This window comes from Galliscardovia ingluviei (assembly GCF_014635685.1).
In the GTDB taxonomy this organism is placed as follows: Bacteria; Actinomycetota; Actinomycetes; order Actinomycetales; family Bifidobacteriaceae; genus Galliscardovia; species Galliscardovia ingluviei.
The window spans coordinates 18,606-35,706 of record NZ_BMDH01000002.1 but is presented as its reverse complement, the minus strand read 5'-3'; the positions used below and the strand labels follow the sequence as shown (position 1 = coordinate 35,706).

Here is a 17,101-nt window from a genome sequence, read left to right as displayed (position 1 = left end):
TACGTGCTACCAGAGTGCACATGGGATAAGTCTACATGTCCTATTTGCAAATGCCCTGTTTGTATAAGTGTGCAGACAGGGCATAATGTTTTGTACTTGGTGTACGAATTGCACGTTCTCTCGTAACGAAAGTTGATAAGTGGAAGAAACCCTGTAGACTGCTTCTTTAAGACTAACCGGTACTTGGGTTAAGCGAGTACTTATAGAAACTACCCGATTAGGTGATACCATACCGCGGTTTGACGCGCATGAGGAGCAGTTATGGCAGAGGAATTTAATGCATGGAATCTTCCACAGCATGAGGATAATGAAATTCTTGATTCAGCATCTGAACCATCACATTACGAGGACGGTACGCCAGTTGCAGTAACCGTTCCTATTATTTTAGCTCCTGGAGTGCGCGTGTATTATGCCACACGCCTGGGAGGCGTCTCCCAGGGTCCATGGGCTACGCTGAATCTAGGAGGGCATACTGGAGATAGTGCTGAGCATGTATATGCAAACCGTGTTTCTTTTGCACAATCAATTCACGCGCCACTGTCGCTAGTTACACAAGTGCACGGGGCAACAGTAGCTGATGCTGATACTATTGAGGCAACCGAAGTGGCGTATGGTTTTGACGGATCTGATGTTGTTTTGCCAGATGGCACTACAACTGCACGTATTGAAGCTGATGCACAGGTGAGCGTGCGTTCAGGAATTGCTTTAGGTATGTTTGCGGCTGACTGTCTACCTCTGTTCCTAGCAGATCCAGTAACCGGTATTATTGGTGCTGCACACTGTGGAAGAAAAGGACTGGTCGGCGGTGTTATTGAAGCAACTGTTGCAGCAATGGAAGCCAAAGGTGCGCAGCGCGGCAATATTGTAGCAACATTAGGACCAAGTATTTGTGGCGAATGCTACGAAGTTGGCGATGCAATTGCTGATAGTTTTGAACAACGCTTTCCTCTGACTCGCACTAAAACACGATTTGGTGGCACCGGTATTGACTTAGCTGAGGCAGTGCGCATTGATTTAGCATTTGCTGGTGTTACTAAAGAAGTTTCTTCTGTACCACGCGTTCATGCTGCAACCGAATACTTGAACGAGGATGAGGAACTCACGCAAATTTGCTTGCAAGATAATTTAGGTCCAGAAGATCTGATTGAGCGTTGGAATGGTGTAAAACATTCACTGTGTACGTTAGAAAACCCACTGTGGCATTCTCATAGGCGTGCAGCTCGCGCAGGAGTCAGCCAAGAAGGACGCATGCTTGCTGTTATCGTGCGCGATTAAATGCGGCGCAATAAGGTTACATATAGTGAGCTATAGTTATAGGTACAACCACTTCAGTAGTAAGTAGTACGCGCTGTAGCTCATAGTATGCGAAAGTAGGTTAGTATGCGCAGAATGCACGTAGTAGTATGCGGCTTTGAACACTATGATGGGCTTGATGTCAATCCGTGTGTAGAAGTGGTTCAAGCTCTTACTACACAAGAGTTTGCTGTACCACATGAAGTGTCTGTTGAAGTGGTTCCTGTGCTGCTGCCTACTAGTTTTCAGCATGCGTGGCCGAAATTACGTGAGGCAGTGAACTCAGTGCATGCGGATATTGTATTGGCAACTGGCGTGAAAAGTAGGGCACATTCTGTTGCATTGGAACGTTGTGCTACCAATCTTATTGACGCCAATCGTCCTGATGCTGATAATGTGCAGCCTCGTAAAGTACCTATTGATGCCAACGGTCCTGCTGCGTACTGGACGCGCTTGCCGCTGCGCGCAATTTTCCACGAGTATGGTACTGCAAATATTCCTGCAGTACTGAGCTCAGATGCTGGAACTTTTGTGTGTAATTCCTTGTTCTATCAGCTTTTACATTGGAATGCTGAGCAGGATCAGTGTTTATCTGGTTTTCTGAGTTTTCCTCCAGTAAATGCTGCGACAGAATTTAGTTCAGGTATTTCTATTGAGCAGATGATTAGTGCTGGACGCATTGCAGTACAACAAACGCTCACATACGCATTGCGCTCGCATGCTAATGAAATCTTGGAATAACACGATTAGAAAAACTATGATTGCGGTCATCTCAAGTTGCAACGTTACGGCAACACGCGCGAGGTGTGTGTAGCACGTGCGAATCTACACTATAGGGCTGAACGTGTATGTCGAACGGAGTAGAGTTTGAGCCGTTGGAAGTGTGCATGCCGTAAGAGGTAGGAGTCAGCATGGCAGAAGATTTTCCGATTGCATTGCGCGGATATGAAAAAGATAGTGTAGATCGTGCAGTAGCACAATTGCGAGATAATACTGAACGTATGCGCGAACAGATTAAGGCATACGATCAGCATATTCTCCAGCTTGAAGCTCAACTACAGGAAGAAAAAGCTAAAAAGGCTCCACAAAAGAATTCATTCGCTTCTTTAGGTGCTTCTGCTCAACAATTGCTGGCTTCTGCAGAACAAACTAGCCGTGAATTACTCGACCGCGCCAAGCAGGATGCTGCCCGTATTCGCTCAACTGCTCAGCAAAAAGCAGATACGGTGATGAATAATGCATCCCTTGACGCAGGCCAGGTACATGATGAAGCACAGAGCGAAGCGCAATCGATGCTTGCACAGGCGAAGCAGGAAGCAGAATCGTTAGTTAGTGCTGCAAAACAGCATGCACAGCAACTTACTGATGCAGCACAAAAGAAAGTTGATGATCAGCACAATACGCTGCATCTTGAGCTTGATAATTTGCGTCAAACACAGGAGAAGCAACTTGCTGCGCAAAAGGCAGAGCACGAGCGCGTATTGGCTGAGGAGCGCACTGAGGCTACACGTGAATTAGCTGAGCGTCGTAAGCAGGCTGATGAGGAAATTGCGAAGAAAACTAATGAAAACGATACTCGCATTCAGCAGGTAATTGACCAAGCTAATGCCAAATTGGCAGATATGCGTGAGCAGGTGAGCAAAATGTACTCAGATGCTACACGCCAGTCCAAAGAAATTAAGGATCATGCTACAGCTCAGGCACGTAGTATTACTGATGATGCTCAGGTAGAAGCCGATCGGATTAAAGCACAGGTCAGTGCGGAAGTAGAGCAGATTCGCAAAGACATTGCTTCTCAACAAGATGAAGCCAGCGCAAAAGTGCAGCAATTACTAGCTGATGCTCGCTCAAGTCAAGAGGAAGCACAGCGTAAGTCTCAAGAGATTTTGGATCAGGCTTCAACTATCCGCCAAGATGCTGATGATTATGCTGCCCGCACCCGTCAGCAAGCTGATGCACAGGCAAAGAGCATTATCGAAGAAGCGAACTCTAAGGCACAGGCGCAGGTCGAAGAGCGCAGGAAGGCCGCTCAGGCCGAGATTGAGGGGCTTAACGAGCATATTGCTGCATTGCAGGCGCGTGAGGCTTCTATTACAGCGCGTGTAGATGAGATTCGTGCTATTTTTGCCAATGCGTTTGGTACGGGTGCCTCTCCAATGGCATCTGCTGCACATGCGGGTGATGCTACATCTGCAAACTCTGCTGAGCATAGCGCACAACCAGCAATGAGTGGATCTGTTGGAGATGCTGTACAACCACAGCATTTTGAGCATGTAAGCATGCCCGATGTGCCAGTTGCCAATGCGGTAGCTCCTGTATATGCCTCAAGCGTGGACTATGACGATGAGTCAGACACGGTATTGAACGATGAATCAGAGCCTGTGCAAGATGATAACCAATCTGCCGAGCCATCTGATGAGCAGTCCGACGAACAGACTAGTGCACAGTCTGATAATGCTGTGAACGAAGAGCAGGGTGAACAAGCACAATAGGGGCTCACACCGATCAATCATAGGAAACACCATTCCATGGAAAGGAATATCATGGCTCAAGAAGCAATGAAGCCACTTGACAATGAACGCCTAGACGCAATTCGCGATGAATTTGGGCAAAACCCAATCAATCGCATTGCCATGAATGCGGTTGTGGAATCAGGAATTGATGCCGTAGCACGCAACGCTTCCCGCGCTCGTACGTTGTCACGCAGATTCTCGGTAACTGTAGACAATGGCAAAGTAACCAACCAGCGTAGATCAGGGCGTTGCTGGCTGTTTAGTTCCTTGAATGTGGCTCGTAATATTGCAAAGAAGAACTTAGGTATCAAGGAATTTGAGTTTTCTCAAAGCTACGCTATGTTCTTCGACAAGCTTGAGCGCGTGAACTACTTTATTCGCGATGTTGCCGATCTAGTGGCTGCAGGCGAGAGTGAAGATTCCAGACTGATGCAGCATTTGTTGCATGACGTTATGGGTGATGGTGGGCAGTGGACCATGGCTATGAACATCTATCAGAAGTATGGTGCTGTGCCTAAGGAGGTATTCCCAGAATCCGCTTCCAGCAAGGCAACCGCAACGATGAACACCAACTTGCGTACGATGTTGCATCGTGCAGTAGCCCGTCTGTATGCTGGGGAGGATGCTCAGCAGGTCATTGATGATTGCGTAAGCTCCGCATACCGCATGCTATGCATTCATTTAGGAGAGCCTCCACGTTCATTTGAATGGGAGTACACTGATGATGATGGCAACTTCCACCGCGATGGCGAAATGACGCCACAGGAATTCTGGAATGAGTATGTAGGTTCAGTGCTTGACGAGTATGTGTGTTTGGTGGATGATCCACGAGCTGATCATCCAAAGGGTCGCCGCATTGCCATTGAGCATTTAGGCAATGTAGTTGACGGTACAGAAACTGCATATTTGAATGTTCCTATTGACTTCATGAAGCAGTGCGCTCTCAAGATTCTCTCTGAGCAGCATATTCCAGTGTGGTTTGGCGCGGACTGTCATCCTATGATGGATCGCAAAGAAGGTGCTTGGGCTACTGATTTATTTGAATACAATCGCGTATACAGTGTTGATTTTGATATGGATAAAGAAACTCGTGTACGCTTTGCTGATTCTCAAATGAATCATGCTATGGCATTTGTGGGCGTAGATGTGGCTGATGATGGCGAGACTACTCGTCGTTGGCGTGTGGAGAACTCTTGGGGTGATGAAATCGCTGATAATGGTTACTTTACTATGGGCGATGCTTGGTTCGATGAGTTTGTCTATGAGGTTGCTGTACCAAAGTCCATGTTGCCAGCGGAGTATGCTAAGGCATTAGAAGAGCCAGCTATTGTGCTTCCTGCTTGGGATCCAATGGGCGCATTAGCTTAAGTTTGGTTGAAAACTGCCAAGTAGCGCTTTGCATCCTTGCAATAAAGCTCCTTGTATAAGTNATGCAGGGAGCTTTTGCGTGTATTTAGGCTGTATACTGCAATTTTCATCATTGTTGTCTCGGGGGGGGGGGGGATTATGAAAATGCCGTTTTAGTTGCTTCTCATTGAAGAGGGGAGAGTAATGATGAAACAGAAAACTATAATAAAAACTTTAGCTTCGATTACCGCAGTGATGGCAATGCTGCCAATGCTTGGCGGATGTGGACAAACTCAGAACGCTACGCCAACGCAAAAAGCAACAACTACTGAGGAAAATAAAGCAATTTCTGCTTCTGAGGCTTTTAGCGAAAAGGGAATATGGTATTTTGGATCTGGAAGTTCAAACATAGGTAAAGATACCGTAATTGACGCAATGTTTGTCTCAGATGGTAAAGGAAATTTAACCATTTATCAAGTACCAGACGAACATTCTGAATTATTCAAGATATCTGATTTGCGTGGGAAAAAAGATGACGAGATTATTGAATTCGCAGGGAAAAATGCTCAAAAAAAGTTAGATGAGTATTCTGCAAAACTGAAGGAGCAATTGCCCAAAGTCATAGGGTCTTTGCAATCATATTTGTCTGATGCTGACGCAGCTCCTGATAAGACGGCGGAAGCATGGATTCCAGATTTTGATGATCCTGAAATACCGGATTGGGATGCCCTTTTGTACTATGTTCTACAAGATGAGTACGGTGATTACTTACCAGGTACTATCAATACCGGGGGTATACGTACATACCAAGATCTAGCTGAGTATTGTAATAAACAGATAGAAAGTTACAATAAAGAAATTGAAAAATTGGAGAACAATTCCAAGTATACACCTGAAAAAGTAAAGTACGAGTTTATTGTTAAATCTAATGACAGTGGTAATGTTACGCAAGACGAAACATTGAGATTAAAAGACTATGCCACTGAAGATTATCCAAATGGATGGGAAATTCCTTTGGGTGCAGTAGCTCTGCCCGAACCAGAAGTATATGATATGCACTTTGTTGGGTTTATTAATGGTGATGAGAGTTCATTTTTGATAAGGAATATTGCGGAAGAGACCCCACTACTTATGCTTGATCAGCCTGATACAAAAGCAAAGAATGTGATTGTTGATCCTGAAGAAAAGTAACACATTTCTCGTATTAGGTGTTTTGGGTGGAGAGCTAAAAATCTCCACCCAAAACTGTATCTTGTATTTCAATATCTGATATGCATTGATTAGCTGATGTGGATAGTGTATGACTGCAACTACATAATGCTTCGTAAATACTCTCGCATGTATGGTAAAGCGAAGTCAACTAATCCGTAGCCTGCGGAGCGAATTACTTTTTCTTCGATGAGCCTGCTTCGATAGGAAGCAATATAGCTTTTATCTTTATTAAGACGCTGTGCAATATCTGAGATCTTTGAGGGGCCATTGTCGATGGCCATGGCTTGTATAAATTCCAAAGAAACGTCTGATAATCCATTAATAGCTGGTGCGCACACGGCTTGACCTACTCGGGCTCGTGCTTCGACAATACCAGCTTCCACATCGGTCTCAGTAATAATTAGAGGTGGTTGCTTCTTATTATGCTTATCAGTGGTTTGTCCTGTTGACTGGCGCGCCTGTGTCTCTTTTTCAGTGCGACGCGTAGCAGCTCTCCAAACACCATATCCTACAAGCTGAATGAGGTATGGATACCCCTCTGAAGCGTCTGCCATTTTATCAACAAGTTCTTGTGATGTTTCGGCATTATTTTGGGAAAGTACTTCTTGATATGACTGACTAACTTCTTGAAGTGGTACATCACCAAGATTTTCGACAGTTGCTCTCCGCAAAAAGGTAAGAAGCTTCGCATTCAGAAGTTCTGATGTGAATTGGGGGAGACCTGCAAAAACAAATGCTACATTGTTATCTTCACGAATGAGATGTTGAATAGCAATAGCAATTGCCGTAATTTCATCATCTTGTGCATCCTGAATTTCGTCAATGGTAATCATAATGCCTTGATTTGGTTTCATAGCATTAAGTCGCATGCTGATAGCTTGACGAAGTGTTGTTGGAAGCATTGTAGGTTCAATAGTGATTTCTCCCAAACTCACGTCTAGTCCGGCTGCTGAAATTCGAGGTTCAAATTTCGCTGATGCAAAATTGCCGAATTTGTGCTGTGGTTTTTGTAATTGTTCGAGAATTCTTGATCCGAGGTTAGGGGATGCAGTCTCATCAATTACTAGCCAGCCACGGTCTCGGGCTATTTTTCCAAGCTCATTAAGCATTACAGTTTTTCCGCTGCCTCGTGGACCTGTGATTCTCATGAGAAGTTCTGGAGCACCAGAACCATTTTCCAAACCTTCAGTAAAATCAAGTAATATTTGTTCCCTACCAACAAGTTGTGGTGGTGTTTTTCCAGCAGTTGGTTTGAATGGATTGATGTACATGGCAAGTGTCCTATATCAATAGAAATCATAAAGTATAACAAGTATAACAAGTATAACAAGTATAACAAAGTAAACAGTGGTAGTAGAGATAAAATAAAACCCGCCTTGGAATAGAGATCCAAGACGGGAAGAGATACAGAGCTTGTAAGTGTGCTACAGACTAGTCGAGACTAGTAGATACACAGCACACTAGTAAGCATGCTACAGACTACGCATAAATATTGCGTGCACGCATATCGGCAGGAAGCCCTTCAAGCAAATGAGTGACAGAACGAGACTCAAATACTGAACGAATACCAGCGGCAAGTAGTGGCGCTACCGAAAGCACGGTTACACCTTCAAAACGCTTTTCCTCAGGAACTGGAACAGTGTCAGTCAAAATAATTTCACGAGCTCCGCATGCCTGCAAACGTTCCACAGCAGGACCGGAAAGCAAACCATGAGTTGCCGCAATAGTAACAGAATTAGCACCAGCATCACGCAATACGCGCACTGCTTCACAAATAGTTCCAGCGGTGTCGATCATATCGTCTACCACCACGCAGTCTCGACCTTCAACCTCGCCAATAATGCCATGTGCCACAGCATGATTTGGTCGGGTGATATCGCGTGACTTGTGGATGAATGCTAGTGGACGATTGTTGAGTTTTGCAGCCCAACGTTCAGAGACCTTAATGCGACCAGCATCAGGGGAGACGATGGTGACGTTCTCCAGTGGGAGCGTGCCACGTACATAGTCCACCAAAATTGGCATAGCAGTAAGGTGATCTACTGGACCAGAGAAGAAGCCCTGCTCCTGAGAAGCGTGCAAGTCAACAGTGACAATGCGATCCGCGCCAGCAGTGCGGAATAAATCAAACATGAGACGTGCGGTAATTGGCTCACGTCCTTGATGCTTCTTGTCTTGGCGAGAATAACCCATAAATGGCGCCACAACAGTAATGGACGCTGCAGAAGCACGCTTTAACGAGTCGATCATCAGGAGCTGTTCCATAATCCATGTGTTGATTGGTTCACAATGACTTTGCAAAACGAATACGTCTGCACCACGAACAGGTTGTGCAAAACGCACGTACATTTCTCCGTTTGCAAAATCGTATGCTTGCGTTGGTAAGAGTTCGGTTCCTAAACAGTTTGCCACTGCTTGAGCGAGTTCAGGATATGCTCGACCTGAAACTACTGCCATGCGCTTATCGGGAACGCCTTCCAACACTACGGACATTATGGCTCCTTTCACCCCTACATAATATAGCAATACGTCTGTCGATTGGGAACCGTAGTGTGCCGTAGGTGCTCTCAAATAAAATTTTATAGACTTATGTGGGAGAGTGTTTGTATTGGTAGTGTATTCGTTGAAGCATGCACGTGAATTTTTACCAGTGACGTGAATTATGGATTGATTTGGTAATTTTCAAATGCTTTACGATACACTGAGGTTGAAGAGTTTGTTTGAGAGAGGATTATTATGCGTAGCAAAGATGCTCAACGAAGTATTTCGATTGTTGCAGTATTGTTATCTTTCTGTTTGGCTTTGCTGACTTTATGCGCAACTTTGGTAGTGCCTCAGCAGGCTCATGCAATGTCATCGGAACCTCGAGTACCGTATGTGTTGAGCTTTAAGGAATTAGGGTTTAATAAAGATGAGAGGGTGCATACTGCTTCCACTAGTGTTGATGGCAAGTATCTTTTCTCACAAGGATCAGAGAAAATCTCTGTACGTAATTTGCAATCTGGTAAGCAAGAAGTTTTTAAAGAGGGAAAAAGAGATATTATCTTGCCAGATTATAAAGATAATGCAGTAGTGACAATACAATATGACAATTCAGACGAAGGGTATGTGTCCAGCGTAAAAATTACCTATCTTGATAAGGGTAAAACTGCAGAAATTCCACTTCCCAACGGAAAATGGAATCGTCTTTTAAATAATCCTACATTTAACAACGCACTTTTGAAGCAGGATGTCCTAGATGCCACATTCTCTTTTATTTCGCAAGATCAAACTGATAATAATGTATTCAACGTGTTTTCCATTGATGGAGCACATGCGACTACACAAACTCGAAAGCTCGTGTTACCTGATTTCGTAGATGCAGATGATCTCTATCGGCAAATAGGTGCTCCAATGTCACTTGATGGATACATGCTTAGCCTTGATGGTGCTTTGGTGGTGCATATCAACAAAGATGATTCTGACGACAATCGTCTGCTGGTTGAAGCCTACGATACATCAAATGGTCAGTATGTTGCTCAATGGAATATTGAAAATACTATATCTGATATTGATGTGTACAATGCGATATTGCTTGGTTACGATGAACAAGGCATACCATATATCGGCTATAGATTGGAAGATGATGAAGATAAGGGCTTTCTTGTTCAACTTGATGTGAAGCAACAAACAGTACATCAGCAACCAGTACCTACGAATTACTTTAAAGGTGTAATTACTGGCGATAGTGAATTAATTGGTTATAATTTCGCACATCATGTATATGCAACTAGATCAACGGATACTCTAGGGAAGTCTTCTCAAGTCGATGTTATTGATTACCGATCATTAGCAGTAGCATATTCAACTCGGCTTGATGCATCATATGGCGGAGCAGTCTTAAATACAGTTTCTAATAATGGTCGCTATTTCTTTACTACACAGCAAAAGGGTAAGAAGATTAGTAAATTTGTGGTAAAAGACTTAAAAACTAGTAATGAGCAAGCAATTGACTACCCAATTAAAGGTGCTACCGTCGAAAATGATTCAATAATTCCGGTGCTCTCTGCCGACAATACGATGCTCACATTCGCAGATACCGATAATAAGTATGTTGTAGTCGTTGCCACAGGCGTGGCTACAAGTACGTTAGCACTGGTAAAACATGAGCTTGGTCAATGGTGGATTGTAGTACTGATCGCTGCAACCGTATTGTTGCTCATCATCGTTGTACTTATCGTGCTGCTGATTGTTAAAAAACTGCGCAATAAGCGTGCGAAGGCGCAAGCTACTCCGTGGCAGGGCAAGACCATGAATGTTGCTCCTGCGGTGCAAACGCCTACAAGCAACATGCCGTTTGCTAATACGACAGCTGCTCCCAATGCTATGCCTGTTCCAGTCGTATCCGCTGAGAACCAAGAACAAGCTGACTTGCCTTTCTGCATGAATTGCGGAGCAAGGCAACGAACGGCACAGGCAAAGTTCTGCTCAAAGTGTGGCACGCGACTAGAAGAGTAAAATCATAGCAAGAGACTGTGTGTACTTAGGGCGTATCTGTGTGGATGCGCCCTTTGTGCAATATTCGTTCAAAAGAATTTGGACAAGAATTACTCTCATATCGAAAACTCGATTATAGTTATGAGGACTTAGGGCTGTAGCGTTATTGCCATAGTTGGCGAGCAAACTCGTTATGGTGAGTAGTAGTGTGGCGCACAGGTATGTAGCGACGATTGGAGGAGAGATGGCAATTTTGCGAGGACCAGGCAGCACTGATGAACGCCGTACATTATCCGAGCGTGCAGTATTTCCTGAAACCATGGACATCAATATTCGCCAACTCGACCCGATTCCAGCCCCGCGCTCGTTTATTAACGATATCCAACTCACTGACGCACAACTTGATGTGGTAGCACAATCGCGCAATAGAATACGTGATATTCTCCATGGCAGAGATTCACGATTACTCGTTATTGTCGGACCATGCTCTATTCATGATCCAAAGGCAGCTTTGGAGTACGCACATAATTTGGCAGCGCTGCGCAATCAATATGAGGATGATCTTGAAATCGTAATGCGCACGTACTTTGAAAAGCCTCGTACTACGATTGGTTGGAAGGGTCTTATTAACGACCCGGATTTAGATGGCACATTTAATATTCGTAAAGGCATGTTTTTAGCACGCAAAATCATGTCCGATGTGCTAGCACTGGGGCTTCCAGTGGCTACGGAATGGCTTGACCCTATTACACCACAGTACCTTTCTGACGCGGTAAGCTGGGGTGCTATTGGCGCTCGCAATACCGAAAGTCAGGTGCATCGAGAACTGGCCAGTGGTTTATCGATGCCAGTTGGTTTCAAAAATGCTACAGACGGCTCTATTAAACCTGCTGCTGATTCCTGCTATGCTTCTAGCAACGAGCACCATTTCCTATCAATCAACCTTGATGGTCAAGTTATTGCTGCTGAAACAAAAGGTAATGCTGATTGTCATGTGGTGTTGCGCGGCTCCTCTAGTGGACCAAACTATGATGAAGCATCTGTACAGGAGGCATTAGCACAATTGCGTGCTTCTCATGCTGGCAGTGCTGGTGAGCACGGTGTAGTCATTGATGCAGCTCACGGCAATTGCGGTAAAGATGAAGTTGTTGAAGCACAAGTGATTGAAAATATTGCCCAACGTCTGGCAGCAGGCGAGCAGGGGATTACGGGCATCATGATGGAAAGTTTCTTAGTAGCCGGTAATCAAAAGCCAGCACCACTTGATCAACTCACATATGGGCAGTCAGTAACTGACCGTTGTGTGCCATGGGATAAGACAGCACAGCTGCTCGAGGTGCTAGCGCGCAGTATGCACCAGCGCAACGCTTAACGCATTACATGACTGCAAGATCTGACTATATTGCCTGATTACAATACGTCACGCATTACATTTGTATATATTGCCATAAATGCGTATATGCATAGCGTCTAGCGTGTGGTTACCGTCTGGGCTACACTGGCAGACAGGCAATTGCATGTAGATAGTTGTGATACTGAGTTTGTATACAGACTGGAGGGGTGGTCATGGGGGAAGATAATCCACTATTAGATGCGAGTATCAGCCGCTGGGAAGATGAGGTCGGTATTGACCGCATTATTAACAGGCGTGTATTGGAATTAGATCCGCTACCTACCCCTGCGCAGATACTGCGCGATATGCCTCTTGACGCACATATGCGCACACTGGTGGCGAAGAGCCGCGATCAAGTGCGCGCATGTCTATATGGACAAGATGATCGGCTACTTGTAGTAATTGGGCCATGCTCGGTGCATGATCCTAAAGCAGCGCTAGATTATGCGCATCGCCTTGCTACTGTGCGCGACCGTTTGAATGATGACCTGATGATTGTGATGCGCGTATACTTTGAAAAGCCGCGTACCACAGTAGGGTGGAAAGGTCTTATAAACGATCCTGATATTGATGGTTCGCACAATATTCGCAAAGGACTGGTATTGGCTCGCCAAACACTCCTCGATGTGCTCAGTGCTGGTATGCCTGCTGCGACAGAATTCTTAGAGCCTACTTCTCCTCAGTTTATTGCTGATGCCGTGACTTGGGGTGCTATTGGTGCGCGTAATACCGAAAGCCAGATTCACCGTCAGCTTGCTAGTGGTTTATCGATGCCGGTTGGTTTCAAGAATGCTACGGATGGCTCAGTAAAAGCTGCCACGAATGGTTGTATTGCAGCAAGCCAGCGTCATACTTTCTTTGGTATTGACCATTTAGGTAGAGCAGCAGCTGTAGAAACGCTTGGCAATCCTGACTGCCATGTGGTTTTGCGCGGTTCAGTCCACGGCCCTAATTATGGCGCAGAAAGTGTGGCATTAGCCAATGAATCTATTCGCCGTGATATGCCTGCTGATAGTGCGGCAGCTCATGGTGTTGTAGTAGATGCATCTCACGGCAACTCAGGTAAGGATGAGGTACGCCAAGCTGAAGTTGTGCGCAATTTAGCTCAACGCTTGGCTGCAGGTGAGCAGGGGATTACAGGCATTATGATGGAAAGCTTCATTGAAGGCGGTAATCAAAAGCCGGCGCCACTTGCCGAACTTAAGTATGGTTGCTCAATTACCGACCGCTGCATTGATTGGCAAACGAGTGAGCAGTTATTAGAAGAACTTGCAGAGGCAGTGCGTACTCGTCGTGCAAAAGAAATCTGGTCATAGTTGGCTGTATAAGCAATTACATGCATGGAATAGAAGCATAGAAAAGGAATAGAGTGAATACTGCACCTACCCGAATTGTTGTAATAGGCGCTATGGATGAGGAAGTGGCTCATTTAGCGCAAAGTTTAGATGATGTTTTTACTAGTGAAGATGTCAGTCTTAAAATCACTCATGGCACGTATACTGCAAGATCTGGTAACACTATCAAAGTATGTGCAACGGTTGCAGGTATGGGCATGGTTAATGCCGCGGCAACCACACAGTATCTGGTAGATGAAATACGCCCTGATGTCATTATTTTTAGTGGTATTGCTGGCAATCTCAACCCAGCTTTGCATATTAATGATGTGGTTCTTGGCAAAACCTTGCGGTATTTAGATTCTGATATGCACCTTATTGCACAATCAGCGCCTTTCACCGAAGAATATCATAGTGATGATGCGCTTATTGAGCATGCGCATCAGGCATTAGAACGACTGGGTATCACGCATATTGCAGGAACTATTGCAACGGGCAATACCTTTGTGGAAGGTGATGAAAAAACAGCTCAAGTCAAGGCATTAACACAGGCTGATGCTGTGGAAATGGAAGGTGCTGCAGTAGCACATGTAGCTGCACGCTGTGGTATTCCGGTACTTATTATTCGTGCGCTTAGTGATAATGCTGATACTGAGTATGAAACTTTCCATACTTTTGATATTAGTGAATATGCTGATACTGCTGCCAAAATTGTGGCTGAAATGCTTGCTGCATGGTAAGTCGTATACAGTAAGTTTACATGGCACAGACATGCATAGCATATACAAAAGTCCCACACGTGGTTAAGCGTGTGGGACTTTAATAATGTAGTTATAGTGTAGTGCTACTTATCAGGCTTCTAATGCTGGGCGTACTAATGCACGGTGAACCAGTGCTGCAAGAGCGCCACCGACTAGTGGAGCTACGATGAACAGCCATACCTGAGCGAGAGCAGTACCACCAGCGAGCAAAGCTGGACCCAAAGAACGAGCTGGGTTTACAGAAGTGCCAGTGAATGGCAAACCAGTGAGTACTACAGCCATCAAGGAAATGCCGATTACCAGACCAGCAATCTTGCTGAATTCTGCCTTAGCAGTAACACCCAAAATCACTAACACAAAGAAGAAGGTTAATACGGTTTCGACTAAGAAAGCCTGACCCATATTGGTGCCGAGTGCAGATGCTTCGCCGTAGCCATTGGTACCCAAAGAAGCATTGGAACCAGTGAATGCTACCAACAAGCCAGCTGCTGCAGTTGCGCCAAGCACCTGAGCGATAACGTAGCCGATGAAATCAGTTACGGACAAGCGTCCGTCAATCAGCATAGCCAAGGATACTGCAGGGTTCAGGTGAGCACCAGAAATATTACCTACTGAGTAGGCTGCAATAATAATGGAAATACCAAAGGCAAGTGCAATAATTACTGAGCTTACTGCCAACGCACTGCCACCAAGCTCCAACTGATCTACGAGGGCATTAGCGCCAACAACAGTGCCGCAGCCAAGGGTAACTAAAATAAGAGTGCCAATAAATTCGGCGAGATACTTACGAAAGTCCATACTTTCTATCCTTTACTTCTCTACTTTGCTAAGTGTTGTGTAGCTGACAGTGATGTGAAAGCAAGGCTATTTCACATTGGTAAATCGCTATCGTTTTCACTATGATTTATGGCTACACAAATTGCAAGGTCACTGACCTATTATCCTTGGGTTGGTGTTGAACTTCAAGTTTCCTTCACATATTGGTGTGCGATAAACATCACATACCAATTATCCTTACAGCGCAATTACTTATAGAACAATCGCAATATGCGATTGTGTATCTTGAGCATGCGCCGTTTTATTTCACTGCGCATGTGTTATTTCACCGCATCAGGAACAAACTCTTTGCCGCTGGTAATCTCCAGCACGGGATCAGTGCCTTCTAACACAATATCGCCGTCAACAACAATATCTTCTACCTCAGTGTCTTCATCCTCGTAGGATCTAAACGGCTCTCCCTTAGTAGGGTAGGTTTCTGGTTTAATTTCCAATCCCATTTGCTTTGCTTCATAGTGCAGCTCTTTGACAAGAGCAATAGTCATGAGGAGCAGTAGCACAGAGAATGGTAATGCCACAATAATCAACACATTTTGCAATGCATCCAAACCACCAGCGACTAGCAGTACTGCTGCAATAGCACTGAGAATCAGACCCCAAATTACTTTCACACTATTATGCGGATTGATAGAGCCATCTTCTGATTGCATGGCTAACACATACGTTGCAGAATCAGCGGAAGTGATGAAAAATACCAGCACCAGCACTATTGCCACAATAGACATCAGCATACCAAGCGGATAGTGCTGGAATGTGGCAAAGAGCATAGTTTCTATCGGCTGCTTAGCAATAGATCGGTCTGTATACACGGCATCAGTAGAAAGCACGCCAAACACGGTGAACCAGAGCATCGAAAAGACGGTTGGAATAACTAATACATGAATCAAAAATTCTCGAATAGTGCGACCTTTGGAAATGCGTGCAATAAAAATACCGACAAATGGTGACCATGAAATCCACCAAGCCCAGTACAAAATAGTCCACTTACGAATCCATGCTTGCTCACTTGGCACGTATGGGGAAGAGTGGAAGCTCATAGACAGCAAATTATTAAGATAGTCGCCTGTTGTAGAGATAAGCATATTCAAAATACGCACAGTAGGACCCATAAATAGGGCCAAAACCATCAAAATAACTGCGGCAATAATATTGGCATTACTTAAAATGCGCACACCTTTTCCAATGCCGGAAACTGCTGATGCTAAGAACAATGCCGTGGCGACGACAATAATAATCAGCTGGATACCAATAGTGTTTGGTACACCAAATACAAAATGCAAACCACCATTAATTTGAGCAGCACCATAGCCTAATGTAGTAGCCACACCAATAACTGTGGCAACAATTGCAAGCGCGTTCACGATTTTGCCGCTCCAGCCTTCCATGGCATTGCCAAACAACGGCTTTAAGGTAACTGACATAAGCGTGCGTTCTTTTTTACGGAATTGGAAATACGCCAGTGCTAACGCAACAATCGCGTAAATTGCCCAAGCGTTAATACCATAATGGAAGAACGAATAGCGCAATGCATCACGTAATGCTTGGCGACTATAGAGCTGAGCTTCAGGTGCTTCAATAGCAAAATGGCTTAACGGCTCAGCAGCGCCATAAAAGACTAAACCAATGCCCATGCCTGCGCTAAAAAGCATAGCAAGCCAGGAAAACGTGCTATGCTCTGGGCGCGTACCAGGGTCACCAAGACGAATTTTGCCTGCTGGAGCAATCATTAAATACAGGCACACGCCAACCATAAAGGTGACAATAACAAGATAAAGCCAGCCGAAATTCACGGCAATCCAAGCGCGTGTCCCCGAAGTAATTGCTTGGAAAGGCTGAGGAAATATCAGCGCCAATGCTGTAGTGAGTAAAGTTATGGCTAAAGCCATCCAAAATACGGGTGTTACTAACTGATGAAAACGTGTTTGTAAACTCACA

13 protein-coding genes are annotated in these 17,101 nt (G+C 44.9%); 9 read left to right on the top strand and 4 right to left on the bottom strand.

Annotated elements, in window-relative coordinates; all coding sequences use genetic code 11:
* The first annotated feature begins 261 nt into the window (after positions 1 to 261).
* The 5 genes from IEU85_RS04360 (at position 262) to IEU85_RS04340 (ending at position 6,344) form a co-directional block, all read left to right on the top strand.
* Positions 262 to 1,275 (top strand): purine nucleoside phosphorylase YfiH/LACC1 family protein, encoded by a 1,014-nt coding sequence (locus IEU85_RS04360; RefSeq protein ID WP_188355043.1) that lies wholly within the window; start codon positions 262 to 264, stop codon positions 1,273 to 1,275.
* Positions 1,276 to 1,380: 105 nt separating this feature from the next.
* Positions 1,381 to 2,034: a pyroglutamyl-peptidase I gene (locus IEU85_RS04355; RefSeq protein WP_188355042.1), complete on the top strand. Its 654-nt coding sequence runs from the start codon at positions 1,381 to 1,383 to the stop codon at positions 2,032 to 2,034.
* Between the two features lie 170 nt (positions 2,035 to 2,204).
* Entirely contained in the window at positions 2,205 to 3,785 is a 1,581-nt protein-coding gene (locus tag IEU85_RS04350; protein ID WP_188355041.1) for a DivIVA domain-containing protein, read from the top strand.
* Between the two features lie 51 nt (positions 3,786 to 3,836).
* Positions 3,837 to 5,174, top strand: coding sequence for a C1 family peptidase (locus IEU85_RS04345; protein ID WP_188355040.1), 1,338 nt, complete (start codon positions 3,837 to 3,839; stop codon positions 5,172 to 5,174).
* 183 nt (positions 5,175 to 5,357) lie between these two features.
* Complete coding sequence (locus tag IEU85_RS04340; protein WP_188355039.1) at positions 5,358 to 6,344, top strand: hypothetical protein; 987 nt, start codon at positions 5,358 to 5,360, stop codon at positions 6,342 to 6,344.
* Positions 6,345 to 6,463: 119 nt separating this feature from the next.
* Here IEU85_RS04340 and IEU85_RS04335 read toward each other — a convergent pair whose 3' ends face one another.
* Together IEU85_RS04335 and IEU85_RS04330 are read right to left on the bottom strand one after the other, a co-directional pair.
* Positions 6,464 to 7,636, bottom strand: coding sequence for an ATP-binding protein (locus tag IEU85_RS04335; protein ID WP_188355038.1), 1,173 nt, complete (start codon positions 7,634 to 7,636; stop codon positions 6,464 to 6,466).
* A 208-nt stretch (positions 7,637 to 7,844) separates the two neighbouring features.
* Positions 7,845 to 8,858, bottom strand: coding sequence for a ribose-phosphate diphosphokinase (locus IEU85_RS04330; protein WP_188355037.1), 1,014 nt, complete (start codon positions 8,856 to 8,858; stop codon positions 7,845 to 7,847).
* Positions 8,859 to 9,101: 243 nt separating this feature from the next.
* Between IEU85_RS04330 and IEU85_RS04325 the strand changes: the two genes are divergently transcribed.
* The 4 genes from IEU85_RS04325 (at position 9,102) to mtnN (ending at position 14,308) form a co-directional block, all read left to right on the top strand.
* On the top strand, positions 9,102 to 10,862 hold the full coding sequence (locus IEU85_RS04325) for a zinc ribbon domain-containing protein (RefSeq protein ID WP_188355036.1): 1,761 nt from the start codon (positions 9,102 to 9,104) through the stop codon (positions 10,860 to 10,862).
* Positions 10,863 to 11,085: 223 nt separating this feature from the next.
* Positions 11,086 to 12,213, top strand: a complete 1,128-nt coding sequence (locus IEU85_RS04320) for a 3-deoxy-7-phosphoheptulonate synthase (RefSeq protein WP_188355325.1) — start codon at positions 11,086 to 11,088, stop codon at positions 12,211 to 12,213.
* A gap of 194 nt (positions 12,214 to 12,407) precedes the next feature.
* The gene (locus tag IEU85_RS04315; RefSeq protein WP_188355035.1) at positions 12,408 to 13,550 is read left to right on the top strand and encodes a 3-deoxy-7-phosphoheptulonate synthase; all 1,143 of its coding nucleotides are present in this window, start codon (positions 12,408 to 12,410) and stop codon (positions 13,548 to 13,550) included.
* A gap of 53 nt (positions 13,551 to 13,603) precedes the next feature.
* The gene (gene mtnN, locus IEU85_RS04310; RefSeq protein ID WP_268234209.1) at positions 13,604 to 14,308 is read left to right on the top strand and encodes a 5'-methylthioadenosine/S-adenosylhomocysteine nucleosidase; all 705 of its coding nucleotides are present in this window, start codon (positions 13,604 to 13,606) and stop codon (positions 14,306 to 14,308) included.
* A 111-nt stretch (positions 14,309 to 14,419) separates the two neighbouring features.
* Here the strand turns inward: mtnN and IEU85_RS04305 are convergent, their stop codons facing one another.
* Positions 14,420 to 15,127, bottom strand: coding sequence for an MIP/aquaporin family protein (locus tag IEU85_RS04305; RefSeq protein WP_188355034.1), 708 nt, complete (start codon positions 15,125 to 15,127; stop codon positions 14,420 to 14,422).
* Positions 15,128 to 15,426: 299 nt separating this feature from the next.
* Positions 15,427 to 17,100 carry a BCCT family transporter gene (locus IEU85_RS04300; RefSeq protein ID WP_308469297.1) on the bottom strand — a complete coding sequence of 558 codons (1,674 nt, stop codon included), beginning with the start codon at positions 17,098 to 17,100 and terminating at the stop codon, positions 15,427 to 15,429.
* Position 17,101 lies beyond the last annotated feature (1 nt).

Excerpts from the sequence above, each read along its gene's own strand:
- IEU85_RS04350 (WP_188355041.1), top strand. The coding sequence starts at position 2,205 with ATGGCAGAAGATTTTCCGATTGCATTGCGCGGATATGAAAAAGATAGT.
- IEU85_RS04305 (WP_188355034.1), bottom strand. The coding sequence starts at position 15,127 with ATGGACTTTCGTAAGTATCTCGCCGAATTTATTGGCACTCTTATTTTA.
- IEU85_RS04330 (WP_188355037.1), bottom strand. The coding sequence starts at position 8,858 with ATGTCCGTAGTGTTGGAAGGCGTTCCCGATAAGCGCATGGCAGTAGTT.
- IEU85_RS04315 (WP_188355035.1), top strand. The coding sequence starts at position 12,408 with ATGGGGGAAGATAATCCACTATTAGATGCGAGTATCAGCCGCTGGGAA.
- IEU85_RS04340 (WP_188355039.1), top strand. The coding sequence starts at position 5,358 with ATGATGAAACAGAAAACTATAATAAAAACTTTAGCTTCGATTACCGCA.
- IEU85_RS04360 (WP_188355043.1), top strand. The coding sequence starts at position 262 with ATGGCAGAGGAATTTAATGCATGGAATCTTCCACAGCATGAGGATAAT.
- IEU85_RS04355 (WP_188355042.1), top strand. The coding sequence starts at position 1,381 with ATGCGCAGAATGCACGTAGTAGTATGCGGCTTTGAACACTATGATGGG.
- IEU85_RS04325 (WP_188355036.1), top strand. The coding sequence starts at position 9,102 with ATGCGTAGCAAAGATGCTCAACGAAGTATTTCGATTGTTGCAGTATTG.
- IEU85_RS04320 (WP_188355325.1), top strand. The coding sequence starts at position 11,086 with ATGGCAATTTTGCGAGGACCAGGCAGCACTGATGAACGCCGTACATTA.
- IEU85_RS04345 (WP_188355040.1), top strand. The coding sequence starts at position 3,837 with ATGGCTCAAGAAGCAATGAAGCCACTTGACAATGAACGCCTAGACGCA.
- IEU85_RS04335 (WP_188355038.1), bottom strand. The coding sequence starts at position 7,636 with ATGTACATCAATCCATTCAAACCAACTGCTGGAAAAACACCACCACAA.